This window comes from Candidatus Pantoea rara (assembly GCF_051136265.1).
Taxonomy (GTDB): domain Bacteria; phylum Pseudomonadota; class Gammaproteobacteria; order Enterobacterales; family Enterobacteriaceae; genus Pantoea; species Pantoea rara.
This window is the reverse complement of sequence record NZ_CP194942.1, coordinates 2845859-2871915: the sequence shown is the minus strand read 5'-3', so window position 1 is coordinate 2871915 and position 26057 is coordinate 2845859. Positions and strand designations below refer to the sequence as shown.

At 55.2% G+C, this 26057-nt stretch carries 26 protein-coding genes; 25 read left to right on the top strand and 1 reads right to left on the bottom strand.

Features of this window, described 5'->3' with window-relative positions; genetic code table 11:
- Positions 1-13 precede the first annotated feature (13 nt).
- Genes pxpB through nei form a run of 7 tightly spaced genes read left to right on the top strand, consistent with a single transcriptional unit; the run spans position 14 to position 5570 of the window.
- Complete coding sequence (gene pxpB / locus ACR8BF_RS13650; RefSeq protein WP_434745123.1) at positions 14-670, top strand: 5-oxoprolinase subunit PxpB; 657 nt, start codon at positions 14-16, stop codon at positions 668-670.
- Complete coding sequence (pxpC, locus tag ACR8BF_RS13645; protein WP_179896508.1) at positions 664-1593, top strand: 5-oxoprolinase subunit PxpC; 930 nt, start codon at positions 664-666, stop codon at positions 1591-1593. The genes pxpB and pxpC overlap by 7 nt, the downstream gene beginning before the upstream one ends.
- Positions 1583-2320, top strand: coding sequence for a 5-oxoprolinase subunit PxpA (gene pxpA, locus ACR8BF_RS13640; RefSeq protein ID WP_434745122.1), 738 nt, complete (start codon positions 1583-1585; stop codon positions 2318-2320). Before pxpC ends, pxpA begins: the two co-directional genes overlap by 11 nt.
- Before the next feature lie 51 nt (positions 2321-2371).
- Positions 2372-3100, top strand: coding sequence for a DUF969 domain-containing protein (locus ACR8BF_RS13635; protein ID WP_161732131.1), 729 nt, complete (start codon positions 2372-2374; stop codon positions 3098-3100).
- Positions 3100-4116 carry a DUF979 domain-containing protein gene (locus ACR8BF_RS13630; RefSeq protein WP_434745121.1) on the top strand — a complete coding sequence of 339 codons (1017 nt, stop codon included), beginning with the start codon at positions 3100-3102 and terminating at the stop codon, positions 4114-4116. The genes ACR8BF_RS13635 and ACR8BF_RS13630 overlap by 1 nt, the downstream gene beginning before the upstream one ends.
- A 6-nt stretch (positions 4117-4122) precedes the next feature.
- Entirely contained in the window at positions 4123-4770 is a 648-nt protein-coding gene (pcp, locus tag ACR8BF_RS13625; RefSeq protein WP_434745120.1) for a pyroglutamyl-peptidase I, read from the top strand.
- Positions 4771-4781: 11 nt separating this feature from the next.
- Positions 4782-5570 (top strand): endonuclease VIII, encoded by a 789-nt coding sequence (gene nei, locus ACR8BF_RS13620; RefSeq protein WP_434745119.1) that lies wholly within the window; start codon positions 4782-4784, stop codon positions 5568-5570.
- 272 nt (positions 5571-5842) lie between these two features.
- On the opposite strand, the gene ACR8BF_RS13615 is transcribed toward nei, so the two are convergent.
- Positions 5843-7126, bottom strand: a complete 1284-nt coding sequence (locus ACR8BF_RS13615; protein ID WP_179896499.1) for a citrate synthase — start codon at positions 7124-7126, stop codon at positions 5843-5845.
- A gap of 631 nt (positions 7127-7757) precedes the next feature.
- Here ACR8BF_RS13615 and sdhC point away from each other — a divergent pair.
- From sdhC to pal, 18 genes are all read left to right on the top strand, one after another.
- Complete coding sequence (gene sdhC, locus ACR8BF_RS13610) at positions 7758-8147, top strand: succinate dehydrogenase cytochrome b556 subunit (protein WP_033782341.1); 390 nt, start codon at positions 7758-7760, stop codon at positions 8145-8147.
- Complete coding sequence (gene sdhD / locus ACR8BF_RS13605) at positions 8141-8488, top strand: succinate dehydrogenase membrane anchor subunit (protein WP_008925023.1); 348 nt, start codon at positions 8141-8143, stop codon at positions 8486-8488. The genes sdhC and sdhD overlap by 7 nt, the downstream gene beginning before the upstream one ends.
- Positions 8489-10255: a succinate dehydrogenase flavoprotein subunit gene (gene sdhA / locus ACR8BF_RS13600; protein WP_179896497.1), complete on the top strand. Its 1767-nt coding sequence runs from the start codon at positions 8489-8491 to the stop codon at positions 10253-10255.
- A gap of 14 nt (positions 10256-10269) precedes the next feature.
- The gene (locus ACR8BF_RS13595; protein WP_179896495.1) at positions 10270-10986 is read left to right on the top strand and encodes a succinate dehydrogenase iron-sulfur subunit; all 717 of its coding nucleotides are present in this window, start codon (positions 10270-10272) and stop codon (positions 10984-10986) included.
- A 200-nt stretch (positions 10987-11186) separates the two neighbouring features.
- Complete coding sequence (gene sucA, locus ACR8BF_RS13590) at positions 11187-13994, top strand: 2-oxoglutarate dehydrogenase E1 component (RefSeq protein ID WP_179896493.1); 2808 nt, start codon at positions 11187-11189, stop codon at positions 13992-13994.
- Between the two features lie 15 nt (positions 13995-14009).
- The gene (gene odhB / locus ACR8BF_RS13585) at positions 14010-15230 is read left to right on the top strand and encodes a 2-oxoglutarate dehydrogenase complex dihydrolipoyllysine-residue succinyltransferase (protein ID WP_434745118.1); all 1221 of its coding nucleotides are present in this window, start codon (positions 14010-14012) and stop codon (positions 15228-15230) included.
- 67 nt (positions 15231-15297) lie between these two features.
- Positions 15298-16464, top strand: coding sequence for an ADP-forming succinate--CoA ligase subunit beta (sucC, locus tag ACR8BF_RS13580; RefSeq protein WP_003853151.1), 1167 nt, complete (start codon positions 15298-15300; stop codon positions 16462-16464).
- On the top strand, positions 16464-17339 hold the full coding sequence (sucD, locus tag ACR8BF_RS13575; RefSeq protein WP_090962952.1) for a succinate--CoA ligase subunit alpha: 876 nt from the start codon (positions 16464-16466) through the stop codon (positions 17337-17339). The genes sucC and sucD overlap by 1 nt, the downstream gene beginning before the upstream one ends.
- Before the next feature lie 575 nt (positions 17340-17914).
- Positions 17915-19486 (top strand): cytochrome ubiquinol oxidase subunit I, encoded by a 1572-nt coding sequence (gene cydA, locus ACR8BF_RS13570; protein WP_292990149.1) that lies wholly within the window; start codon positions 17915-17917, stop codon positions 19484-19486.
- An 11-nt stretch (positions 19487-19497) separates the two neighbouring features.
- Positions 19498-20637 (top strand): cytochrome d ubiquinol oxidase subunit II, encoded by a 1140-nt coding sequence (gene cydB, locus ACR8BF_RS13565; RefSeq protein WP_434745117.1) that lies wholly within the window; start codon positions 19498-19500, stop codon positions 20635-20637.
- A 15-nt stretch (positions 20638-20652) separates the two neighbouring features.
- Positions 20653-20757 carry a cytochrome bd-I oxidase subunit CydX gene (gene cydX / locus ACR8BF_RS13560; RefSeq protein ID WP_072040350.1) on the top strand — a complete coding sequence of 35 codons (105 nt, stop codon included), beginning with the start codon at positions 20653-20655 and terminating at the stop codon, positions 20755-20757.
- A complete protein-coding gene (gene ybgE, locus ACR8BF_RS13555; protein WP_434745116.1) occupies positions 20757-21050 on the top strand; it encodes a cyd operon protein YbgE in 294 nt (97 codons plus the stop codon). The genes cydX and ybgE overlap by 1 nt, the downstream gene beginning before the upstream one ends.
- Before the next feature lie 178 nt (positions 21051-21228).
- Positions 21229-21633, top strand: coding sequence for a tol-pal system-associated acyl-CoA thioesterase (gene ybgC / locus ACR8BF_RS13550; protein ID WP_179896482.1), 405 nt, complete (start codon positions 21229-21231; stop codon positions 21631-21633).
- Positions 21630-22316: a Tol-Pal system protein TolQ gene (gene tolQ, locus ACR8BF_RS13545; RefSeq protein ID WP_090962944.1), complete on the top strand. Its 687-nt coding sequence runs from the start codon at positions 21630-21632 to the stop codon at positions 22314-22316. The genes ybgC and tolQ overlap by 4 nt, the downstream gene beginning before the upstream one ends.
- Before the next feature lie 13 nt (positions 22317-22329).
- Positions 22330-22758, top strand: a complete 429-nt coding sequence (gene tolR / locus ACR8BF_RS13540; protein WP_003853140.1) for a colicin uptake protein TolR — start codon at positions 22330-22332, stop codon at positions 22756-22758.
- A gap of 27 nt (positions 22759-22785) precedes the next feature.
- Entirely contained in the window at positions 22786-24063 is a 1278-nt protein-coding gene (gene tolA, locus ACR8BF_RS13535; protein ID WP_434745115.1) for a cell envelope integrity protein TolA, read from the top strand.
- Positions 24064-24178: 115 nt separating this feature from the next.
- A complete protein-coding gene (gene tolB, locus ACR8BF_RS13530; RefSeq protein ID WP_313701731.1) occupies positions 24179-25474 on the top strand; it encodes a Tol-Pal system beta propeller repeat protein TolB in 1296 nt (431 codons plus the stop codon).
- Between the two features lie 51 nt (positions 25475-25525).
- Positions 25526-26053, top strand: a complete 528-nt coding sequence (gene pal / locus ACR8BF_RS13525; protein WP_090962904.1) for a peptidoglycan-associated lipoprotein Pal — start codon at positions 25526-25528, stop codon at positions 26051-26053.
- Positions 26054-26057 lie beyond the last annotated feature (4 nt).

Sequence of the window (26057 nt, the reverse complement as noted above, 5' to 3'; positions counted from 1 at the left end):
CGGGAGGTAGCTGTTGCAACGAGCACGGTGTTATTTATTGGGTGAACGCGCTGTTGTGCTGGAGCTGGAACCGCCGGTCTCACTGGAGAGTCAGCACCGTATCTGGGGACTGAATCAGCGACTGCAGTCCTACGCGGACGTGCTGGAGGTCATTCCCGGCATGAACAATATTACCCTGCATCTGCGGGATCCCCAGCAGAGTCCGCTGGACGCGATAGAGCGGCTTCAGCGCTGGTGGGAAGAGAGTGAGGCGCAGTTGCCAGCGTCGCGTCTGGTAGAAATCCCGGTGATCTACGGCGGGGAGTCTGGCCCCGATCTGAACGTGGTGGCGGAACATGCCGCGCTGACGCCTCGTCAGGTAGTTGAGCTGCACAGCAGCAACGATTATGTGGTGTTTTTTATCGGCTTTCAGCCGGGCTTCCCCTATCTGGGCGGACTGGATCCGCGTCTGCACATTCCGCGTCGGGCTGAGCCCCGGGTCGCGGTACCCGCCGGATCGGTCGGCATCGGCGGTAGCCAGACCGGCGTCTATCCGCTGGCTTCGCCCGGCGGCTGGCAGTTAATCGGCCAGACACGCACCGCGCTGTTTGATCCTCTGCAGCAACCGCCCACGCTGCTCCGCCCCGGTGACAGGGTACGCTTTGTGCCACAACAGGAGGGCGTATGTTAAATATTCTGCGAGCCGGTCTGGCCGCTACTATTCAGGATGCGGGCCGCTACGGCTGGCGTCAGTATGGCATCAGCCCCGGTGGCGTGCTGGATCATCCCGCCATGTTTACCGCCAATGTGCTGGTGGGCAATGCCCCCGACAGCGCGGTACTGGAGATGGTGCTCGGCCAGTTCAAAGCGGAATTTACCCGTGATGGATGGTTTGCGCTGACGGGTGCAGGCTGCCATGCGGAGCTGGACGGTCAGCCGGTCTGGACGGGCTGGCGCACGCCGGTGAAACGCGGGCAGGTCCTGTCGCTGGCGATGCCGCAGCGCGGTATGCGCAGCTATCTGGCGGTGCAGGGCGGTTTTGACATCCCGGCGGTGCTTGGCTCTGTCAGCACCGACCTTAAAGCAAAATTTGGCGGATTTCAGGGGCGCGCCTTGCAGGATGGCGATCAGGTCCCGTTGGGTAAACCGACCCGTCAGTTCGACCGCAAAGTCGGTGTACGACAACTGCTGTGGGGTAACCGCATTCGCGCCTTGCCCGGTCCGGAGTATCACGAGTTCAGCCCCGAAGCGCAGCAGGCGTTCTGGCGCACCGCCTGGAAACTCAGCCCGCAAAGTAATCGGATGGGATACCGGCTGGAGGGACGTGAGCTTAAACGTGAGCGCCCGCGCGAGCTATTGTCACACGGCGTAATGCCGGGTGTGATTCAGGTGCCACCAAACGGACAGCCCATCGTGCTGATGGCCGATGCCCAGACTACCGGCGGCTATCCCCGCATCGCCTCGGTTATCGAAGCCGATCTCTATCACCTGGCGCAAATCCGTCTGGGTGAGCCGATTCACTTTATTCACTGCACACTGCCGGAAGCAATGCTGGCCCGTCAGCATCAGCAACGCGCACTGGACCAGATGACGTGGGGACTCAATGAACATTGATTTAAACGCCGACCTGGGCGAGGGCTGCGCCAGCGATCAGGCGCTCCTGCAACTGGTGAGTTCCGCCAACATCGCCTGTGGCTTTCACGCCGGTGATGCGCAGACCATGCTGCAGTCGGTGCGCTGGGCGCAGGCATCCGGTGTCGCTATCGGGGCACATCCTGCCTTTCCCGATCGCGAGAACTTTGGCCGCAGCGCCATGCAGCTGCCGCCGGAAACGGTTTATGCCCAGATGATCTATCAGATTGGCGCGCTGAAAAGCCTGGCGGAAAGCGAGGGGGCGCGGCTGGTTCACGTGAAACCACACGGCATGCTCTACAACCAGGCCGCAGCTGACCCGGTACTGGCGGACGCCATTGCCCGCGCCATCAGGGCGGTCGACAGTCAGCTGATTGTGGTCGGGCTGGCGAATAGCGAATCGATCCGTGCTGCGGCGCATTATGGCTTACGCACGCGGGAGGAGGTGTTTGCTGACCGTGGCTATCTCAACTCCGGTGCGCTGGTGCCGCGCAGCGAGCCGGGCGCGCTGATCGAAGATGAGCAGCAGGCTATCGATCAGACGCTGACGATGGTGCAGCAGGGCAAAGTTAAAAGTATCACTGGAGAATGGGTGACGGTGAATGCACAGACCGTCTGCTTACATGGTGATGGCGCGCACGCCCTGCAGTTTGCACAGCGGTTGCGTGATGCGTTTGCCGATCAGCAGATTCGTGTCACCAGCGCATAAAAACACATTTAGCCCGGCTCATGTCGGGTTTTTTTAACTCTGGGGGAATCCATGGAAAGTGCAGTGAATCTCTGGCCGCTATTGGGCATTGCCGCGATCGTCGTCGGCTTCGTATTACGTTTTAATCCGGTGCTGGTAGTCATTGTCGCCGGATTTGTGACCGGTCTGGCCGCAATGATGCCGCTGGCGGACATTCTGGAAAAGCTTGGCGCAGGGTTTCTGAATACCCGTAACCTGCCGCTGATTCTGCTGCTGCCGCTGGCGGTCATTGGCCTGCTGGAACGTCACGGGCTGAAGGAAAGGGCGCAGGCGTGGATTGCTCAGATCAAAACTGCCACCGCCGGACGTCTGCTGATCGTCTACCTGTTTGTGCGTGAAATCACTGCGGCACTGGGATTAACCAGTCTCGGCGGACATCCGCAGATGGTGCGTCCGTTGCTGGCACCGATGGCGGAAGGCGCCACGGAAAACCGCTATGGCGAGATCACACCTGAACTGCGCCATAAACTGCGCGCGATGTCTGCGGCGACGGATAACGTCGGCCTGTTCTTTGGTGAGGATATCTTCGTGGCATTTGGCGCGATTATCTTTATGCACAACTTTATGCAGGAGTCAGCCGGGATTCAGACCGAGCCGCTGCACATCGCCTTATGGGGCATTCCGACTGCCGTTGCTGCCTTCCTAATCCATTCCGCGCGTCTGGTGCGTCTGGATCGTCAGCTGGCACGTGAGCTGCAGCAGCTCAACAGCCAGGCGCTGAAAGCCAAAGGAGGTCAGTAATGTTCCAGCAACAATATCTGATGTGGCTGGCGGGCATTATCCTGCTGGTGGTGGCGATTCTCTCCTGGCGTGACAGTGCGAATCCGCGTCGCTTTACCACCGGGCTGTTCTGGGCTTTATATGGCCTGGTCTTTCTTGTCGGTGACTGGGCGACGCAGCTGATGAGCAGCCTGATGGGTTCTGATGCAGCGGGCACCCGTATGCTGCACATCATCATCGGGGGCATTGTCGTGGTCATGGCACTGATTGCTGGTTTGGGAGGCGTCCGGCTGGGTCGTTATCATCAGCGCAGTGATGAAGAGAAACAGGGCAGTGCGCTGCGTCTGCGCAATAAGCTGTTTCTGCCCGCGCTGGCGATTCCGATCGTGACCGTGGTCGGTGTGCTGGCGTTCAACAATATTCCCGGCCTGCAGGATACGGTGTTTGGTCCCGGCAATCACGCCACGCTGGTGACACTCTTTTCAATGACGGTCGGCTGTGTGATTGGCTGGCTGGTAGCATTAAAACTGACGCACGAAAAACCGGTGCAGTCGATGCAGGAGACCCGTCGCCTGCTGGATTCGATTGGCTGGGCCTTTATCCTGCCACAGATTCTCGCCACGCTGGGACTGCTGTTTACCAGCGCGGGCGTGGGCAGCGCTATTTCGCATCTGACAGAAACCTGGCTGGCGGTGGATAACCGCTTTATCGCCGTTACCGTCTATGCCGTTGGGATGGCGCTGTTAACGATGATTATGGGTAATGCGTTTGCGGCATTTCCGATTATCACCGCAGGCGTCGGCATTCCCATTCTGGTATTACAGCACGGCGGAAATCCAGCGGTAATGGCGGCGATTGGTATGTTCTCCGGTTACTGCGGCACGCTGATGACGCCGATGGCGGCCAACTTCAATATTGTCCCGGCGGCGCTGCTGGAGTTACCCGATCGTAATGCAGTGATCAAGGCTCAGATTCCGACCGGTGTGCTACTGTTAATCGTTAATATTTTCCTGCTCTATTTCCTGATGTTCCTGTGAGGCTGCATGAAAACTGTCCTGATGACCGCCTTTGAACCCTTTGGCGGTGAAACGATTAATCCCTCCTGGGAAGCGGTGCGCGCGCTGGAGGGCAAACAGATTGGCGGGGCGACCATCGTGGTTCGCCAGCTACCCGTGGTATTCAGCGAAGTACTCCTTGTGCTGAACCAGGCGCTGGAAGAGATCAAACCGGATGCGATTCTGTCAGTCGGGCAGGCGGGCGGCCGCAGCGACATCACCGTGGAACGTATCGGCATTAACGTCGATGACGCCCGTATCCCGGATAACGCCGGTCATCAGCCGGTGGATGAACCGATTGTGGCTGGCGGGCCAGCAGCCTATTTTTCACGTCTGCCCATCAAGGCGATTGTGGCGGCAGTGCGCGAAGCGGGCATCCCCGCATCGGTCTCACAGACCGCCGGTACCTTCACCTGTAACCGGGTGATGTATGGCCTGCTGCACTGGCTTGAGCAGCAAGAGAGTCCGGCGCGGGGTGGCTTTATTCATATTCCTTACCTGCCTGAACAGGCGGCCCAGCATCCTGGTGCGCCGAGCATGGCGGTCGCCACCATTGTTCAGGCGCTGGCGATTGCAGTGAAGGTGACGCTGGAGACCAGCGAAGATATTAAACAGGCTGGCGGTGCCACCCATTAAGAGGAAGAACGATGCCTGAAGGACCGGAAATTCGCCGCGTGGCGGATAAGCTTGAAGCCGCCATTGTGGGTAAGCCGTTAACGGAAGCATGGTTCGCCTTTCCTCAGCTCAAGACCTACGAACCCTCGCTGATTGGTGAGCAGGTGCAGGCGATTGAGACGCGGGGTAAAGCGCTGCTGACTCATTTCAGCAATGGTCTGACGCTTTACAGTCATAACCAGCTTTATGGTGTCTGGCGGATTGTGAAACCCGATACCGAACTGAATACCACGCGTCAGTTGCGCGTGAGGCTGGCGACGGCGGGTAAAGCGATTCTGCTTTACAGCGCGTCAGATATTGAACTGCTTAACGCTGATACGCTGGCGGCGCATCCGTTTCTGACCCGCATCGGACCAGATGTGCTGAACAGCCAGCTCAACGTGGATGAAGTAAAAGAGCGTCTGCTATCACCCCGTTTCAGGCGGCGACAGTTCAGTGGTCTGCTGCTGGATCAGGCTTTTCTGGCCGGGCTGGGAAATTACCTGCGCGCCGAGATTCTCTGGCTGGCACAGCTGCTGCCCCAGCATCGCGTCCAGGATCTCAGTGACGATCAGCTGACTGCTTTCAGCGACGCGCTGCTGTCAGTGCCGCGTCATGCTTATCGGATGCGTGGAACCATGAAGAAATATCATGAGGAAGCAGCGTTTCAGTTTGAGGTGTTTCATCGGCAGGGTAAGCAATGCCGGCGCTGTGGCACGGTAATTGAGAAGGGCACACTTTCATCACGGCCGTTTTACTGGTGTCCGGGGTGTCAGAGATAGACAGTAAAGTCAAAAGGGTAAAATGCTCTTACGGCTGACAGAGCCAGGCCTGTGTGAATCTTATAGCAATAAAATAGCTTAACGCGCAGGGAGCATGGTCAGAGGAGGAAAGCGTCCCGCGCCAGTGAAGGCGCGGGACGAGCGTGCCATGGACTGGCTTTTGCGTCTTTCCGATCTGACCATGTTCTCTGCGCAGGCGCGGTATTACAGCCAACCGCCCCCGGCTTTTAAGCAACATCAAGCGGAGAGCCGTCTCCGCTATCAACCGAATCTTACTTCTTCAGCTGTGAACTGAATTCGCGCTCGGTATAACCGGTGTAGAGCTGACGCGGACGGGCAATCTTCATGCCTTCGTCGTGCATCTCTTTCCAGTGTGCAATCCAGCCAACAGTACGGGCCATCGCGAAGATCACCGTAAACATGGAGGATGGAATACCCATCGCTTTCAGAATGATACCGGAGTAGAAGTCCACGTTTGGATAGAGTTTACGCTCGATGAAGTACGGGTCGTTCAGCGCAATGTGTTCCAGCTCCATCGCGACTTCCAGCAGGTCATCCTTCATACCCAGCTCATTCAGCACTTCATGGCAGGTATCGCGCATTACGGTCGCACGTGGATCGTAGTTTTTATACACGCGGTGACCAAAGCCCATCAGACGGAATGAATCATTCTTGTCTTTGGCGCGTTTAACAAATTCCGGGATGTGCTCAACGGTGCTGATCTCTTCCAGCATACGCAGGGTCGCTTCGTTGGCACCGCCGTGCGCGGGTCCCCACAGGGAGGCGATCCCGGCAGCGATACAGGCAAACGGGTTCGCGCCGCTTGAACCCGCGGTACGTACGGTCGACGTCGAGGCGTTCTGCTCATGGTCAGCATGCAGGATCAGGATACGGTCCATGGCGCGTTCCAGCACTGGATTCACTTTGTACTCTTCGCACGGCGTAGCAAACATCATATGCAGGAAGTTACCGGCATAAGAGAGGTCGTTGCGTGGATAAACAAACGGCTGGCCGATTGAATATTTGTAACACATTGCTGCCATCGTCGGCATTTTGGAAAGCAGACGGAATGCCGCGATTTCGCGGTGGCGCTCAATGTTTACATCCAGCGAATCGTGGTAAAACGCAGCCAGAGCACCGGTCACACCGCACATTACCGCCATTGGATGGGAGTCACGACGGAAACCGTGGAACAGGCGGGTAATCTGCTCATGAATCATGGTATGGCGGGTAACGGTGTTACAGAACTCATCAAACTGTTTCTGGTTTGGCGCTTCGCCGTTCAGCAGGATGTAGCAGACTTCCAGATAGTTAGAGTGGGTCGCCAGCTCAGAAATAGGGAAACCACGGTGCAGCAGAATGCCTTCGTCACCATCAATAAAGGTGATGGCAGATTCGCAGGACGCTGTAGACGTAAAACCGGGATCGAAGGTGAACAGGCCACTTGAACCCAGAGAGCGGACATCAACAACATCCTGGCCCAGCGTACCTTTCAGCACGTCCAGTTCAATAGATGTTCCATCTTGCAGGGTTAGCGTTACTTTTTTATCTGTCATTTTCGTCTCCATAGCGCCTTATGTAGGTAAGGATCTTTAGACACCTGAAACGCGTTCATGTTGCGGTTGGCAAAACTACACAGTATCACTCTGCGGAGGTAAAGCGGTGCAGGGTACAGAGTGAGCGGCGCGTTTCCAGTGGAAACCGGTGAGCCATGGACATGCTGCATATCGCGGTTGTTAAAGATCCGTTCAGGACATAACTTCTTGGTAACCAATAACCTGATGCTTTTTAAAGCTCATTATCGCAATGTTACATAACTTGCGCTTAGGGGAAAGTGTATCCCCATAACTTTTGTGCATCATAGGCTTTTATAGGTTTAGTTTGTAACTGAATTGTTGAACTATTGTCAAATCAGATAATTAAAATTGTATCAATTGTGAAAATCGTGAGTAGGATCACTGTTCCACCTAAAATATACCAAAGAGTTTGTAGGGGAATTGTAATCAGAATGTGATCCTCCTATACTCCTGGCAGGTCTCCGGAACACCCTGACACCAGGAGCCACCCAGCGTTTACTTCCGCGTCACTTAACACTGGATGTTGCTTTTTTGGTGACGGTTAAGTCTGCCACACGTTGTGATTAGACTCCGCCTCAGGTCCGGAGGAAGCAAAATAAAAAAGAGCTGTGTGGGCAAAACCGTGAAAAAACAAAGACCTGTCAACTTGGATCTCTCGACGATCCGGTTTCCCGTTACTGCAATATCGTCCATTCTTCACCGCGTCTCCGGCGTAATCACATTGGTTGCCATTGGCATCCTGCTGTGGCTGCTCGGTCTCTCTCTCTCTTCTCCTGAAGGTTTCCAGCACGCTGCGTCTATCATGGATGGCTTCTTCGCGAAGTTCATTATGTGGGGCATTTTAACGGCGCTGGCCTATCACGCGGTGAGCGGGATTCGTCATATGTTGATGGATTTTGGTTATCTGGCCGAAACGCTGGAAGTGGGTAAGCGTTCCGCCCATATGACTTTTGTGATCACTGTCGTGCTGGCAATTCTGGCGGGAGTCCTCGTATGGTAAGCAATGCATCCGCGTTGGGTCGCAACGGCATTCAGGACTGGCTGCTGCTGCGGGCAACAGCAATCCTCATTACGCTCTACATCGTCTACATCCTCGGTTTCGTGGTGATGACAGACACGCTGACTTATGACCTGTGGCGTGGCTTCTTCGCGTCCGCATTCACTAAAGTGTTCACGCTGCTGACACTGTTCTCCATTCTGGTCCACGGCTGGATCGGTATGTGGCAGGTGTTAACAGACTACGTCAAATCGCTGCCGGTTCGCCTGTTGTTGCAGTTTGTGATTGTCGTGGCGCTGTTGTGGTATGCGATTTATGGCTTTGTTGTGGTGTGGGGTGTGTAAATGAGTTTGCCAATCAGAGAGTTCGATGCCGTGGTAATCGGCGCAGGTGGCGCAGGAATGCGGGCCGCACTGCAAATCTCCCAGGGCGGCCAGACCTGCGCTCTGTTATCTAAAGTTTTCCCGACCCGTTCCCACACCGTATCTGCGCAGGGTGGTATTACCGTTGCGCTGGGTAATACCCATGAAGATAACTGGGAATGGCATATGTACGACACCGTCAAGGGTTCCGACTACATCGGTGACCAGGACGCGATTGAATATATGTGCAAAACCGGCCCGGAAGCGATTCTGGAACTGGAGCACATGGGCCTGCCTTTCTCGCGTCTGGAAGATGGTCGTGTTTATCAGCGTCCGTTTGGTGGTCAGTCGAAGAATTTCGGTGGCGAGCAGGCGGCACGTACCGCAGCTGCAGCTGACCGTACCGGTCACGCGTTGCTGCACACGCTTTATCAGCAGAACCTGAAAAACAAAACCACCATCTTCTCTGAGTGGTATGCACTGGATCTGGTGAAAAACGCTGATGGCGCAGTCGTGGGCTGTACCGCAATCTGCATCGAAACCGGTGAAACCGTTTATTTCAAAGCGAAAGCGACCATTCTGGCAACCGGCGGCGCAGGCCGTATCTACCAGTCCACCACCAATGCGCATATCAACACCGGTGACGGCGTCGGTATGGCACTGCGTGCGGGCGTACCGGTGCAGGATATGGAGATGTGGCAGTTCCATCCAACCGGCATCGCCGGTGCAGGCGTGCTGGTCACCGAGGGCTGTCGTGGTGAAGGCGGCTATCTGCTGAACAAACATGGCGAACGCTTCATGGAGCGTTATGCGCCGAACGCCAAAGATCTGGCGGGCCGCGACGTGGTTGCGCGCTCAATGATGATTGAAATCCGTGAAGGTCGCGGCTGTGATGGCCCGTGGGGTCCGCATCTGAAGCTGAAACTGGATCACCTGGGTAAAGAGGTGCTTGAGTCACGTCTGCCAGGTATCCTTGAGCTGTCCCGCACCTTTGCGCACGCCGATCCGATTAAAGAACCCATCCCGGTCATCCCGACCTGTCACTATATGATGGGCGGTATTCCGACCAAAGTGACCGGTCAGGCACTGCGCGTCAATGAGCAGGGCGAAGATGTGGTGATTCCAGGCCTGTTCGCCGTCGGCGAAATTGCCTGTGTATCCGTGCATGGTGCCAACCGTCTGGGCGGTAACTCACTGCTTGACCTGGTGGTCTTTGGCCGTGCAGCCGGTCTGCATCTGCTGGAAAGTATTAATGAGCAGGGCGACCTGCGTGATGCTTCTGAAGATGAGATCGCCGTAGCGATGGCGCGTTTCAACCGCTGGGAAAACAACACCACGGGTGAAGATCCGGTTGAGATTCGTAAAGCGCTGCAACGTTGCATGCAGAACAACTTCTCTGTATTCCGCGAAGGCGATGCGATGGCGCAGGGTCTGGAAGAGCTGAAAGAGATTCGTCAGCGTCTGAAGTCAGCGCGTCTGGATGACCGCTCACCGGATTTCAATACTCAACGTATTGAGTGTCTGGAGCTGGATAACCTGATGGAGACGGCCTTTGCCACGGCAGTAGCGGCTAACTATCGTACCGAGAGCCGCGGTGCGCACAGTCGCTTCGACTTCCCGGAGCGTGATGATGAAAACTGGTTGTGCCACAGTCTTTATGTCCCGGAAACCGAAAGTATGACTCGCCGTGAGGTGAACATGCAGCCGAAACTGCGCGCGGCCTTCCCGCCGAAAGTGCGTACCTACTAATTTCGGAGACGATCATGAGACTCGAGTTTTCAATTTATCGCTACAATCCAGACGTTGACGACAAACCGCGCATGCAGGATTACACCCTGGAGTCGGAAGACGGTCGCGACATGATGCTGCTGGATGCGCTGATTCGCCTGAAAGAGAAAGATCCTACTCTGGCGTTTCGTCGCTCCTGCCGTGAAGGCGTGTGTGGCTCTGATGGCCTCAACATGAACGGTAAAAATGGACTGGCCTGCATTACGCCCGTCTCGGCACTGGGTAACGGCAAACAGAAGATCGTTATCCGTCCCTTGCCGGGTTTACCGGTGGTGCGTGACCTGGTCGTAGACATGAGCCAGTTTTATGCACAGTATGAGAAAATTAAGCCTTTCCTGTTGAATAATGGGGAAAATCCGCCAGCGCGTGAACATCTGCAGATGCCGGAAGAGCGTGAGCACCTGGATGGCCTGTACGAGTGTATTCTCTGTGCCTGCTGCTCAACCTCATGCCCATCATTCTGGTGGAACCCTGAGAAGTTCATCGGTCCTGCTGGCCTGCTGGCGGCATACCGCTTCCTGATTGACAGTCGCGACACCGAAACGGAAGCGCGTCTTGATAATCTGAATGATGCTTTCAGCGTATTCCGCTGCCATAGCATCATGAACTGTGTGAGCGTATGCCCGAAAGGGCTGAACCCGACGCGTGCCATCGGCCATATTAAGTCGATGTTGCTGCAGCGCGGCGCATAAGTACTCTTCACCGGGAACCTCAGGTTCCCGGTGTTTTACGGAAGCCTCTGTAAGCGCGGTGATGACCACGTTTACAAAGGTTCCCTTACGGGCCACGCGCGCTGCGCAAAGTGCTCGTATCGCTGAACTCACTACGGCAAACCGCGAAAGCGGCAACAAATGAAACCTCAAAAAAGCATAGCAATGCTTAAGGGATCACAATGCAGAACAGCGCGATGAAGCCCTGGCTGGACTCTTCCTGGCTGGCCGGCGCGAATCAGTCTTACATAGAGCAGCTCTATGAGGATTTCCTGACCGATCCTGACTCTGTCGATGCAGTGTGGCGCTCGATGTTCCAGCAGTTACCGGGCACCGGAATGAAACCTGAGCAGTTTCACTCCACCACACGTGAGTACTTCCGTCGCCTGGCGAAAGATGCATCTCGTTACACCTCATCTGTCTCCGATCCGGAAACCAACTCCAAGCAAGTGAAAGTGCTGCAGCTGATCAACGCGTTTCGTTTCCGCGGCCATCAGCATGCCAATCTTGATCCGCTTGGCCTGTGGAAACAGGACCGTGTCACCGATCTCGAACCCGCTTTTCACGATCTGACCGAGGCTGATTTTCAGGAAAGCTTTAACGTAGGTTCTTTTGCCATTGGCAAAGACACCATGAAGCTGGCCGATCTCTTCGAGGCGCTGACGCAGACTTACTGCGGCTCGATTGGCGCAGAATATATGCACATCAACAACACCGATGAGAAACGCTGGATTCAGCAGCGTCTTGAGTCGGTCGCGGGCCGTGCAGCGTTCAGCAACGAAGAGAAAAAAGGTTTCCTGAAAGAGCTGACTGCGGCAGAAGGGCTGGAAAAATATCTTGGGGCGAAGTTCCCAGGGGCTAAACGCTTCTCGCTGGAAGGCGGCGATGCGCTGGTGCCGATGCTGCGCGAAATGATTCGTCACGCCGGTAAAAGCGGTACCCGTGAAGTCGTACTGGGTATGGCGCACCGTGGTCGTCTCAACGTGCTGATCAACGTGCTGGGTAAAAAGCCACAGGATCTGTTTGACGAGTTCGCCGGTAAGCACAAAGAGCATCTGGGCACCGGTGACGTGAAGTACCACATGGGCTTCTCCTCTGACGTGGAAACCGAAGGCGGCCTGGTTCACCTGGCGCTGGCATTTAACCCGTCACACCTGGAGATCGTCAGCCCGGTGGTCATGGGTTCTGTGCGTGCCCGTCTGGACCGTCTGGATGAGCCAGCCAGCAATAAAGTCTTACCGATCACCATTCACGGTGATGCGGCTGTGATTGGCCAGGGCGTGGTTCAGGAAACCCTGAACATGTCTCAGGCGCGCGGCTATGAAGTGGGCGGAACCGTTCGCATCGTCATCAACAACCAGGTTGGCTTTACCACTTCCAATCCGAAAGATGCGCGTTCTACCCCTTACTGCACCGACATCGGCAAAATGGTGCTGGCACCGATTTTCCACGTCAACGCAGATGACCCGGAAGCGGTTGCTTTTGTAACCCGTCTGGCGCTCGATTACCGCAACACCTTTAAACGTGATGTGTTTATCGATCTGGTCTGCTATCGCCGTCATGGTCACAACGAGGCGGATGAGCCAAGTGCGACCCAGCCGCTGATGTATCAGAAAATCAAAAAACACCCGACGCCGCGTAAAATCTACGCCGATCGTCTGGAAGGTGAAGCCGTTGCTACGCAGGAAGATGCGACCGAAATGGTCAATCTTTACCGTGACGCGCTGGATGCGGGCGAGTGTGTGGTGCCGGAATGGCGTCCAATGAGTCTGCACTCCTTTACCTGGTCCCCTTATCTGAATCACGAGTGGGATGAGCCATACCCGGCTCAGGTCGACATGAAACGTCTGAAGGAACTGGCGCTGCGTATCAGCCAGGTGCCTGAAGAGGTTGAAGTGCAGTCGCGTGTTGCCAAGATTTATAACGATCGTCGTCTGATGGCTGAAGGTGAGAAAGCCTTTGACTGGGGCGGCGCAGAAAACCTGGCCTACGCCACGCTGGTTGATGAAGGTATTCCGGTTCGCCTGTCGGGTGAAGATACCGGTCGCGGCACCTTCTTCCACCGCCACGCGGTTGTGCACAACCAGGCAAACGGCTCAACGTATACCCCTCTGCACCATGTGCACAGCGGACAGGGCCAGTTCAGAGTCTGGGACTCCGTGCTGTCTGAAGAGGCGGTACTGGCCTTTGAGTATGGCTACGCCACCGCAGAGCCGCGCATCCTGACCATCTGGGAAGCGCAGTTTGGTGACTTCGCCAACGGTGCACAGGTTGTTATCGACCAGTTCATCAGCTCCGGCGAGCAGAAATGGGGCCGTATGTGTGGCCTGGTGATGTTGCTGCCGCACGGTTATGAAGGCCAGGGGCCAGAGCACTCCTCTGCGCGACTGGAGCGTTATCTGCAACTTTGCGCTGAGCAGAACATGCAGGTCTGCGTGCCGTCTACCCCCGCACAGGTTTACCATATGCTGCGTCGTCAGGCGCTGCGCGGTATGCGCCGTCCGCTGATTGTGATGTCGCCGAAATCTCTGCTGCGTCATCCGCTGGCGATCTCTACGCTGGATGAACTGGCTAACGGCAGCTTCCAGCCTGCGATCGGCGAAGTTGACGATCTGGATCCGCAGGGCGTGAAACGCGTCGTGCTGTGCTCCGGTAAAGTTTATTACGACCTGCTTGAGCAGCGTCGTAAAAATGAGCAGACCGATGTGGCTATTGTGCGCATCGAGCAGCTCTATCCGTTCCCGCATCATGCGGTTCAGGAAGCAGTAAAAGCGTATTCTCACGTACAGGACTTTGTCTGGTGTCAGGAAGAGCCGCTGAATCAGGGCGCCTGGTACTGCAGCCAGCATCATTTCCGTGAAGTTGTGCCATTTGGTGCGACCTTACGTTATGCCGGCCGCCCGGCCTCCGCCTCACCGGCCGTGGGTTATATGTCCGTACACCAACAACAGCAGCAAGACCTGGTTAATGACGCGCTGAACGTTAATTAATTAAAAGGAAAGATAATGAGTAGCGTAGATATTCTCGTTCCCGACCTGCCTGAATCGGTTGCCGATGCCTCTGTGGCAACCTGGCACAAAAAACCAGGCGATGCAGTGACTCGCGATGAAGTGCTGGTCGAAATCGAAACCGACAAAGTTGTGCTGGAAGTGCCAGCCTCGGCTGACGGTATCCTGGAAGCGGTCCTGGAAGAAGAGGGCGCAACGGTCACTTCCCGCCAGATTCTGGGTCGTCTGAAAGAAGGCAACAGCGCCGGTAAAGAGAGCAGTGCGAAGTCTGAAAGCAAAGAGTCTACCCCGGCTCAGCGTCAGACTGCGTCTCTGGAAGAAGAGAGCAACGATGCGCTCAGCCCGGCTATCCGCCGCCTGATTGCAGAGCATAATCTTGATGCCTCGCAGATCAAAGGCAGCGGTGTTGGCGGACGTCTGACCCGTGAAGATGTTGAAAAACATCTGGCGGACAAGCCGCAGGCTGCTAAAGCCGCCGCGCCAGCCGCTGCTGCTGCACCACAGCAGCCAGTCGCTAACCGCAGCGAAAAACGCGTGCCGATGACGCGTCTGCGTAAGCGTGTTGCCGAGCGTCTGCTGGAAGCGAAGAACAGCACTGCAATGCTGACCACCTTCAATGAAATCAACATGAAACCCATCATGGATCTGCGTAAGCAGTATGGTGAGGCGTTCGAGAAGCGTCACGGTGTACGTCTGGGCTTTATGTCCTTCTACATCAAGGCGGTTGTTGAAGCGTTGAAACGCTATCCGGAAGTAAATGCGTCTATCGATGGGGAAGATGTGGTTTACCACAACTACTTCGACGTCAGCATTGCGGTCTCTACGCCACGTGGTCTGGTTACACCAGTCCTGCGTGACGTTGATGCGCTGAGCATGGCGGACATCGAGAAGAAAATCAAAGAGCTGGCAGTTAAAGGCCGTGATGGCAAGCTGACAGTGGAAGATCTGACCGGCGGTAACTTCACCATTACCAACGGCGGCGTCTTTGGTTCACTGATGTCTACCCCGATCATCAACCCACCGCAGAGCGCCATCCTGGGCATGCACGCCATCAAGGATCGTCCGATGGCGGTCAATGGTCAGGTCGTGGTGCTGCCAATGATGTATCTGGCGCTCTCCTACGACCACCGTCTGATCGATGGCCGTGAGTCAGTTGGTTATCTGGTTGCAGTGAAAGAGATGCTGGAAGATCCGGCGCGCCTGCTGCTGGATGTCTGATTTTCACCGGGCGCGCCTCGCGCGCCCAACCTCAATACTCTTTTCAGACCTGAATGGATAGAACATCATGAACTTACACGAATACCAGGCGAAACAACTGTTTGCACGGTATGGCATGCCGGCACCAACGGGTTACGCCTGTACTACACCACGTGAAGCGGAAGAAGCAGCCTCTAAAATTGGCGCAGGCCCGTGGGTAGTTAAATGTCAGGTTCATGCCGGTGGCCGCGGTAAAGCGGGCGGTGTGAAAGTGGTTAACAGCAAAGAAGAGATTCGTGCATTTGCTGAAAACTGGCTGGGCAAACGCCTGGTAACCTATCAGACAGATGCAAACGGCCAGCCGGTCAACCAGATTCTGGTTGAAGCGGCGACCGATATCGATCAGGAGCTCTATCTGGGCGCTGTGGTCGATCGCGCAACGCGTCGCGTGATTTTCATGGCCTCGACTGAAGGTGGCGTGGAAATTGAAAAAGTGGCGGAAGAGACCCCGCACCTGATTCACAAAATGGCGCTGGATCCTCTGACGGGTCCGCAGCCTTATCAGGGCCGTGAGCTGGCGTTCAAACTTGGCCTGACTGGCAAGCTGGTAGGACAGTTCACCAAGATCTTTATGGGTCTGGCGACGCTGTTCCTGGAGCGCGATCTGGCGATGGTTGAGATCAACCCGCTGGTGATCACTAAGCAGGGCGATCTGATCTGTCTGGATGGCAAACTGGGTGCCGATGGCAATGCCCTGTTCCGTCAGCCAGAGCTGCGCGAAATGCGCGATCCAAGCCAGGAAGATCCACGTGAAGCCCATGCGACACAGTGGGAACTGAACTACGTTGCGCTGGAAGGCAACATCGGTTGTATGGTTAACGGCGCAGGCCTGGCGATGGGCACCATGGACATCGTTAAGCACCACGGCGGTCAACCAGCCAACTTCCTTGATGTCGGCGGCGGCGCAACCAAAGAGCGCGTGACCGAAGCCTTCAAAATCATCCTGTCTGACGATGCGGTTAAAGCCGTGTTCGTTAACATCTTCGGCGGTATCGTACGCTGTGACCTGATTGCCGACGGCATCATCGGGGCAGTGGCTGAAGTGGGTGTGAACGTGCCAGTGGTGGTACGTCTGGAAGGTAACAACGCCGAGCTGGGCGCCCAGAAACTGGCGGACAGCGGTCTGAACATCATTGCAGCAACCAGCCTGACAGACGCCGCACAGCGTGTTGTTGCTGCCGCGGAGGGTAAATAATGTCCATTCTGATCGACAAAAACACCAAAGTCATTTGCCAGGGTTTCACCGGTGGCCAGGGGACGTTCCATTCTGAGCAGGCGCTGGCTTACGGCACCCAACTGGTTGGCGGCGTAACGCCAGGCAAAGGTGGCACGACTCACCTCGGTTTGCCGGTGTTCAACACCGTGCGCGAAGCCGTAGAAGCGACGGGCGCAACCGCCACCGTGATCTACGTGCCAGCACCTTTCTGTAAAGATGGCATCCTGGAAGCGATCGAAGCAGGCATCAAACTGATCATCACCATCACCGAAGGTATCCCGACGCTGGATATGCTGACCGTGAAAGTGAAGCTGGATGAAGCAGGCGTGCGAATGATCGGTCCAAACTGCCCGGGTGTTATCACCCCAGGCGAATGTAAGATCGGCATCATGCCAGGCCACATTCACCAGCCGGGCCGTGTTGGTATCGTCTCCCGTTCAGGCACTCTGACCTACGAAGCGGTTAAGCAGACCACTGACATCGGCTACGGCCAGTCAACCTGCGTCGGCATCGGCGGTGACCCGATCCCTGGCTCTAACTTCATCGACATCCTGAAAATGTTCCAGGATGACCCACAGACTGAAGTTATCGTGATGATCGGTGAGATCGGCGGTAGTGCAGAAGAAGAAGCCGCAGCCTTCATTAAAGAGCACGTGACTAAACCGGTTGTGGGCTACATTGCAGGCGTAACCGCGCCAAAAGGTAAGCGTATGGGCCATGCGGGCGCCATCATTGCCGGTGGTAAAGGCACAGCAGATGAGAAATTTGCTGCGCTGGAAGCGGCAGGCGTGAAGACCGTTCGCAGCCTGGCGGACATCGGTGACGCAGTTAAAGCTGTATTACCTATTAAATAAGTCAGTGTCATCTGAAACTAAGCCACCTCCGGGTGGCTTTTTTTATGCCGGTCACGCATGCGCATTACGCAGGCCGTTAAAAAGAGGAGGGCGCGGTTAAATTACCCGTTCGCGGTTTATCACGTTAATAAAAAGTGGCAAAGGTAAACTATTTCTTCACGCCTTATTTCATTAATGACATTTCATTAACAAGAAACCCACCTGACTCTATCTGGAAACTTATTGCGTTAATCCAGATCAATAAATCACGTTTTATATCCAACTATATCTCTGGCAAAGCGCGACGCTAAAGGCGTAAATTGCGCTGCATCAATCCAGCCTTTTACACACATTTTCAAACGTCTGCTCAACCCGGGATGACACCCACTTTCCTCCTGTTAAAGCACGCGTTAATGAAAGCGCTAATTGACAATTTTCAGAGCTGCCTCGTTCGCTACTCGCCTTTTCGGGCAGCTCAAAAACCTGTTCTGCTGGTAATAAAAAAACTGGAATCAATAAACAGTCGTTCCTGACTCTGATTACGTTCGATCTGAACGCGCGCGTGACGGAGACAAAGCGAGGAGCAAGGAGTCCTTATGTTAGATATCGTCGAGCTGTCGCGGTTACAGTTTGCCTTAACGGCGATGTACCATTTTCTGTTCGTCCCTTTAACGCTGGGTATGGCGTTTTTGCTGGCGATCATGGAAACGGTATATGTCCTGAGCGGTAAACAAATTTATAAAGATATGACGAAGTTCTGGGGCAAGTTATTTGGTATTAACTTTGCGCTGGGTGTCGCCACCGGCCTGACCATGGAATTTCAGTTCGGGACAAACTGGTCATATTACTCTCACTACGTCGGCGATATCTTCGGCGCGCCGCTCGCCATTGAAGGTCTGATGGCATTCTTCCTGGAATCGACCTTTGTCGGCCTGTTCTTTTTTGGCTGGGATCGACTCGGTAAAGTGCAGCACATGGCGGTGACCTGGCTGGTGGCGCTGGGCTCGAATATGTCTGCGCTGTGGATTCTGGTCGCTAACGGCTGGATGCAAAACCCTATCGCCTCTGAGTTCAACTTCGAAACCATGCGCATGGAGATGGTCAGCTTCTCTGAGCTGGTGCTCAACCCCGTAGCGCAGGTGAAATTCGTTCACACCGTCGCGGCCGGATACACAACTGGCGCGATGTTTATCATGGGCATCAGCGCCTGGTACATGCTGAAAGGCCGTGACTTCGCCTTTGCTAAACGCTCATTCGCTATCGCGGCCAGTTTTGGCATGGCGGCGGTGCTGTCAGTGATCGTGCTGGGTGATGAGTCTGGTTACGAAATGGGTGATGTGCAGAAAACCAAGCTGGCGGCTATCGAAGCCGAGTGGGAAACCCAGCCCGCGCCGGCGTCGTTTACCCTGTTTGGCCTGCCCGATCAGGCAACTCAGGAGAACCGGTATGCCATTCAGATCCCCTGGCTGCTGGGCCTGATCGCTACCCGATCAACCGATACACCGGTGACTGGCCTGAAAGAACTGATGGCGCAGCATGAAGTGCGCATCCGTAACGGCATGAAAGCCTATGCCCTGCTGAATGAACTGCGCGGTGGCAGCCAGGATCAGGCGGTACGTGACGCATTCAACAGTCACAAGCAGGATCTCGGCTACGGTCTGCTACTGAAACGCTATACCGATAACGTAGCGGATGCGACCGAAGCACAGATCATGAAGGCGACGCAGGACTCTATTCCGCGTGTCGCTCCACTTTATTTCGCCTTCCGCATCATGGTGCTGTGTGGTGTCCTGCTGCTGGGCATTATCGCGCTGGCGTTCTGGAGCGTATTACGTAACCGCATCGGCAAAAACCGCTGGTTACTGAAAGCGGCGCTGTTGGGTATTCCCCTGCCGTGGATCGCGATCGAATCAGGCTGGTTCGTGGCAGAGTATGGGCGTCAGCCCTGGGCTATCGGTGAAGTTCTGCCGACTGCGGTAGCGAACTCTTCTCTGACCGTTGGCGATCTGCTGTTTTCAATGATTCTGATCTGCGGACTCTACACACTGTTCCTGGTGGCTGAGATGTACCTGATGTTCAAATTCGCCCGCCTTGGGCCGAGCAGCCTGAAAACCGGGCGTTATCATCATGAGCAGATCACGGCAACCACGCAGCCGGTTCAGGGATAAGGAGAGCGACCATGTTTGATTATGAAGTTCTGCGCTTTGTCTGGTGGCTGTTGATTGGCGTGCTGCTAATCGGCTTTGCTGTCGCAGATGGATTTGATATGGGCGTCGGCATGCTGACGCGCATTCTGGGTCGTACCGATACTGAACGTCGCATTATGATTAACAGTATCGCCCCGCACTGGGACGGCAACCAGGTCTGGCTGATCACGGCCGGTGGCGCACTGTTTGCCGCCTGGCCGATGGTCTATGGGGCGGCCTTTTCAGGCTTCTACGTGGCCATGATTCTGGTGCTTGCATCGCTGTTCTTCCGTCCGGTCGGCTTCGATTACCGCTCGAAGATTGAAGACAGCCGCTGGCGCGGTGCCTGGGACTGGGGCATTTTCATCGGCAGCTTCGTGCCGCCGCTGGTGATTGGCGTAGCGTTTGGCAACCTGTTACAGGGTGTGCCATTCCATGCCGATGAGTATCTGCGCCTGTTCTATACCGGCAACTTCTTCCAGTTGCTGAATCCGTTTGGTCTGCTGGCGGGTATGGTCAGCGTGGCGATGATTCTGGCTCAGGGCGCAACCTATCTGCAGATGCGCACCACTGGCGAACTGCATCTGCGTTCTCGTACTGCCGCTCAACTTGCTGCCCTGGTGATGATGATCTGCTTCATCCTTGCGGGTGTCTGGGTGAAATATGGCATCGATGGTTATGTGGTGACCAGCACGATGGATCACTTCGCCGCCTCAAACCCACTGGGTAAAACGGTGGTGCGCGAAGCGGGTGCCTGGATGGTTAACTTCCAGAACCATCCTGTGCTGTGGCTGTTCCCGCTGCTGGGCGTAGTGCTGCCGCTGCTGACCATACTCTGCTCGCGGGTTGAGAAGGGCGCCTGGGCGTTCCTGTTCTCTTCACTGACACTGGCCTGTGTCATCATGACTGCCGGCATTGCGATGTTTCCGTTCATCATGCCATCCAGTACCGTGCCGGGTACCAGCCTGACGATGTGGGATGCAACGTCCAGCCTGCTGACGCTGCAAACGATGACCGTTGCCGCCGCTATCTTTGTCCCAATCATTCTGATTTACACCACCTGGTGCTACTGGAAGATGTTCGGCCGTATTACCAAAGAGCATATTGAAAGCAACAGTCACTCACTCTATTAATAAAGGAGATGTCGCATGTGGTATTTTGCCTGGATTCTCGGCACGTTGCTGGCCTGTGCCTTTGGTATCGTGACGGCGCTGGCGATTGAACACGTTGAAGCGCAGGATGAGCCTCACTGATGCGTACGCCAATTCGGATGCTGTATGATCTGATGGATAAGGGCCCGTTACGGGCCCTTTCACTGATATTCGCGCTGCTGACGGCAGGTGGTGTAATGTGGGATCCGACCCGCTTTGCCAATCACGCGGATCAGTTGCCAGCCCTGCAGGGGCTGGTGCTGATCTGGGCGGTCTGCAGTGGCGTAATCCACGGTGTCGGCTTCCGGCCACAGCAAACCCGATGGCAGGCGCTGTTTAGCCCGTTACCTGCCATGCTGGTGCTATTTGTTGCGCTTTACCGTTTTTACCTTTAACACCCCGCCTCACCGGCGCTGTCAGTGAATATTTGTCAGCGTCTGGTCAATAAATCTCCCTGAAATCGTTCCATTTGTTACGGCGCGATAATTATTTTCACCTGGCTCTGACGAGCCATTCCCAACCCCAATTCTCTTGCGTATAGTAGCAACGTTTAAAACGAGGCCGGGATGTAGAGTGAGTACAACGCTGTTTCGCTGGCCGGTTCGGGTCTACTACGAAGATACTGATGCCGGTGGCGTGGTTTATCACGCCAGCTATATCGCTTTTTATGAACGAGCACGTACCGAAATGTTGCGACAGCATCATTTCAATCAGCATACGCTGCTGGAACAGCAGATCGCTTTTGTGGTGCGGCGCATAACGGTGGACTATCTTGCGGCGGCGCGTCTTGATGACCTTCTGGAGATCCAGAGCGAGGTCACCTCAATGACTCGGGCTACCATGACGTTCACTCAGCGTATCGTGAATACCGAAGGCAAAGTGCTCAATGAGGCAGAAGTCCTGATTGCCTGCATTAACCCTCATCTAATGAAGCCGATTGCGCTTCCCAAGTCTATTGTCGCGGAGTTCAAGCAGTGACTGACATGAACATTCTTGATTTGTTCCTGAAGGCGAGCCTTCTGGTCAAACTTATCATGTTGATTTTGATCGGCTTTTCTATTGCCTCCTGGGCCATCATTATTCAGCGCACACGTATTCTGAATGCGGCGGGAAGAGAAGCTGAGGCATTTGAAGACAAATTCTGGTCCGGTATCGAACTCTCGCGTTTGTATCAGGAGAGCCAGGAACGCCGGGAAGAGCTGGGCGGTTCGGAGCAGATTTTCTACTCCGGCTTCAAAGAGTTCGCCCGTCTGCATCGCGCCAATAGTCATGCGCCTGAAGCGGTCATTGAAGGTGCCAGTCGTGCGATGCGTATCTCTATGAACCGTGAGCTGGAAGCGCTGGAAAACCACATTCCGTTCCTCGGCACCGTCGGTTCTATCAGTCCTTATATCGGACTGTTCGGTACCGTCTGGGGGATCATGCATGCCTTTATCGCGCTGGGTGCGGTAAAGCAGGCGACGCTGCAGATGGTCGCACCGGGTATTGCTGAAGCACTGATTGCCACTGCGATCGGTCTGTTTGCGGCGATTCCTGCGGTGATGGCGTACAACCGTCTGAACCAGCGCGTGAACAAACTGGAGCAGGGCTACGACAACTTCATGGAAGAGTTCACTGCCATTCTGCATCGCCAGGCTTTCTCCAGCGATAGCGCTAAGTAAATAGAGGTTAATGATGGCCAGAGTACGTGGTCGCAAACGCCGCGACCTGAAGTCGGAAATCAACATCGTTCCGCTACTGGACGTCCTGTTGGTGCTGCTGCTGATCTTCATGGCAACGGCGCCCATTATTACCCAGAGCGTGGAAGTGGATCTGCCTGATGCGACCGACTCTAAAACGGTTTCCAGCGATGATAATCCGCCGGTGATTGTTGAAGTTGCGGGTGTGGGGCAGTACAGCCTGGTCGTGGATCACGATCGTATGGATCAGCTCCCGCCAGAGCAGGTGATCAGCGAAGCGCAGCGTCGACTGGAAGCGAATCCTAAGACGGTCTTTTTGATCGGAGGCGCGAAAGAAGTGCCTTACGATGAAATTATTAAAGCGCTCAACCTGCTGCATCAGGCGGGTGTTAAATCTGTCGGTTTGATGACGCAGCCGATTTAAAATCGAACCGTTTTTTGGGAACCGAGTGTGTCGAAGGCAACCGAGCAAAACGAGAAGTTAAAGCGCGCGATAATCATTTCGGTGATTCTGCATATCGTGCTGATCGCGCTGCTGATTTGGAGCTCGTTTAATGAGCACGTTGACCCCAGCAGTGCGGGTGGCGGAGGCAGTGATATTGATGCAGTGATGGTCGATCCCGGTGCCGTCGTGAGTCAATATAATCGTCAGCAGAACCAGCAGAGCGACAGCCAGCGGGCTGAGCAACAGCGTAAAAAGCAGGCGCAGCAGCAGGCTGAAGAGCTACAACAGAAACAGGCTGCTGAACAGCAGCGTCTGAAAGCGCTGGAAAAAGAGCGTTTAGCCGCGCAGGAAACCGCGAAAGAAGAGGCTAAACAGCAGGCTGAGCAGCAGAAAGCGGCAGAAGACGCCGCTAAACAGGCGCAGGAACAGCAGAAAACCGCTGAAGCAGCGGCAGCGAAAGCCAAAGCGGATGCCAAAGCCCAGGCGGATGCCCAGGCTAAAGCGACCGCTGAGCAGGCGAAGCAGGCCGCGGCTGACGCAAAGAAGCAGGCTGATCAGCAGGCGAAAGCCGCTGCTGCTGCTGCAGCCAAAGAGAAAGCCGTTGCGGAAGCGAAGGCAAAATCTGAAGCGGATGCAAAAGCGGCGGCTGAGGCCAAAGTGAAAGCGGCTGCGGAAGCAAAAGCCAAAGCGGCCGAAGAAGCAAAAGAGAAAGCCGCAGAAGCCAAAGAAAAAGCAGCAGAGGCCGCGAAAGAAAAAGCTGAAGCGGCTAAAGAAGCCGCCAAAGAGAAGGCGGAAGCAGCGGCTAAAGCGAAAGCCGATGCAGCGGCCAAAGCGAAGGCAGATGCTGCCGCTAAGGCCAAAGCAGATGCTAAAGCCAAAGCTGCCGCCGATGCGGCCAATGACAGCGATGTCGATGATTTGCTGGGTGGACTCACTTCCGGTAAAAATGCACCGAAAAGTGGCACCTCTGGTGGCGCAGCAGGGCAGGGAAACCAGAAGAAAGCGGGTGCATCTGGCGCAGAAATCAACTCCTACATGGGGCAGGTCGTGAGTGCGATTCAGAGCCGATTCTACGATGCCGATCTGTATCGCGGAAAAACCTGTGATTTGCGGATTAAACTTGCGCCTGATGGCTTGTTGATTGATGTTAAGTCAGAGGGTGGTGATCCCGCGCTCTGTCAGGCCGCGATTGCTGCCGCCAAACAGGCACGTATTCCGAAGCCGCCTTCGCAGGCGGTCTACGAAGTGTTTAAAAACGCCCCGATGCGTTTTAAACCGCAATAATGCAGTCACGGTCGGCAAGTTGATCTATGTTTAGCTTGCCGTACTTATGTTGTACTCGTGGTTTCCAGGAACAGTGCCAATTATCGTGGACTGAGGTTCAGATAAGGGAGATAAAATGAAGCAAGCTCTTCGCGTTACGTTAGGCTTTTTTATCCTGCTGTGGGCAGCCATGCTGCATGCAGAAGTTCGAATTGAGATCACCCAGGGCGTTAACACCGCGCGCCCGATTGGCGTGGTGCCGTTTAAATGGGCCGGTTCTGGCGCAGCGCCGGAAGATGTCGGCGGCATCGTGGCGGCTGACCTGCGCAACAGTGGTAAATTTAATCCACTGGACCGCTCACGTCTGCCACAGCAGCCAACCAGCGCACAGGAAGTTCAGCCTGCCGCGTGGAGCGCACTCGGCATCGACGCCGTTGTCGTCGGTCAGGTCGCTTCTAACCCGGACGGCAGCTATCAGGTCTCTTACCAGCTGGTGGATACTGGCGGTGCGCCAGGTACTGTGCTGGCACAGAACTCTTATAAAGTCACGAAGCAGTGGCTGCGTTATGCTGCTCACACTGCCAGTGACGAAACCTTCCAGAAGCTGACAGGCATTAAGGGCGCTTTCCGCACCCGCATCGCCTATGTCGTGCAGACCAATGGCGGCCAGTTCCCGTATGAACTGCGTGTAGCTGACTACGATGGCTATAACCAGTTCGTCGTGCATCGCTCACCACAGCCACTGATGTCGCCAGCCTGGTCTCCGGATGGCAGCAAAGTTGCCTACGTGACCTTTGAAAGCGGCAAATCTGCGCTGGTGGTTCAGACGCTGTCTAACGGTGCAATCCGTCAGGTCGCCTCTTATCCGCGTCACAACGGTGCCCCGGCCTTCTCGCCAGATGGATCTAAGCTCGCTTTCGCGCTCTCTAAAACCGGTAGCCTGAACCTCTATGTGATGGATCTGGCTTCAGGTCAGACGCGTCAGGTGACGGATGGTCGTTATAACAGTACTGAACCGACCTGGTTCCCGGACAGCCAGACACTGGCTTATACCTCCGATCAGGCGGGTGCCCCACAGATTTATAAAGTCGGTCTGAATGGCGGCACGCCACAGCGTATTACCTGGGAAGGTGGTCAGAACCAGGATGCGGATGTGGCAACAGATGGTAAATCAATGGTGATGATTAGCACCAACGGTGGTGCTCAACACGTCGCCAAACAGGATCTGGAAACGGGAGCCGTTCAAACGTTAACGGACACGTTCCTGGATGAAACGCCGAGCCTGGCACCAAACGGTACAATGGTAATCTACAGCTCTACTCAGGGTATGGGTTCCGTGTTGCAGTTGGTTTCAACCGATGGCCGTTTCAAAGCGCGTCTTCCGGCAACTGATGGACAGGTAAAATTTCCTGCCTGGTCGCCGTATCTGTAATGTCTGACAATTCAGACATCGCAAACAATAAACAATAATGGGATTTTTGAAATGCAACTGAACAAAGTGCTGAAGGGTTTGATGCTGGCTCTGCCGGTTCTGGCAGTAGCGGCTTGTAGCTCACACAAAAACAACAACAATGACCAGACTGGCTCAGGCGCTGATGGCGCTTACGGTGCAAATTCTGGCATGAACGGCAACGGCGGCAACATGTCTTCTGACGAGCAGGCTCGTCTGCAGATGCAGCAGCTGCAGCAGAACAACATCGTGTACTTCGGCCTGGACAAGTATGACGTTCAGTCTGATTACGCACAGATGCTGGATCAGCACGCGACCTTCCTGCGCAGCAACCCATCCTATAAAGTGACCATCGAAGGTCATGCGGATGAGCGCGGTACGCCGGAATACAACATCGCTCTGGGCGAACGTCGTGCCAGCGCCGTTAAAATGTACCTGCAGGGCAAAGGCGTGTCGGCTGATCAGATGTCTATCGTTTCTTACGGTAAAGAGAAGCCAGCCGTTCTGGGTCATGACGAAGCAGCGTATTCTAAAAACCGTCGTGCCGTTCTGGTCTACTAAGAGA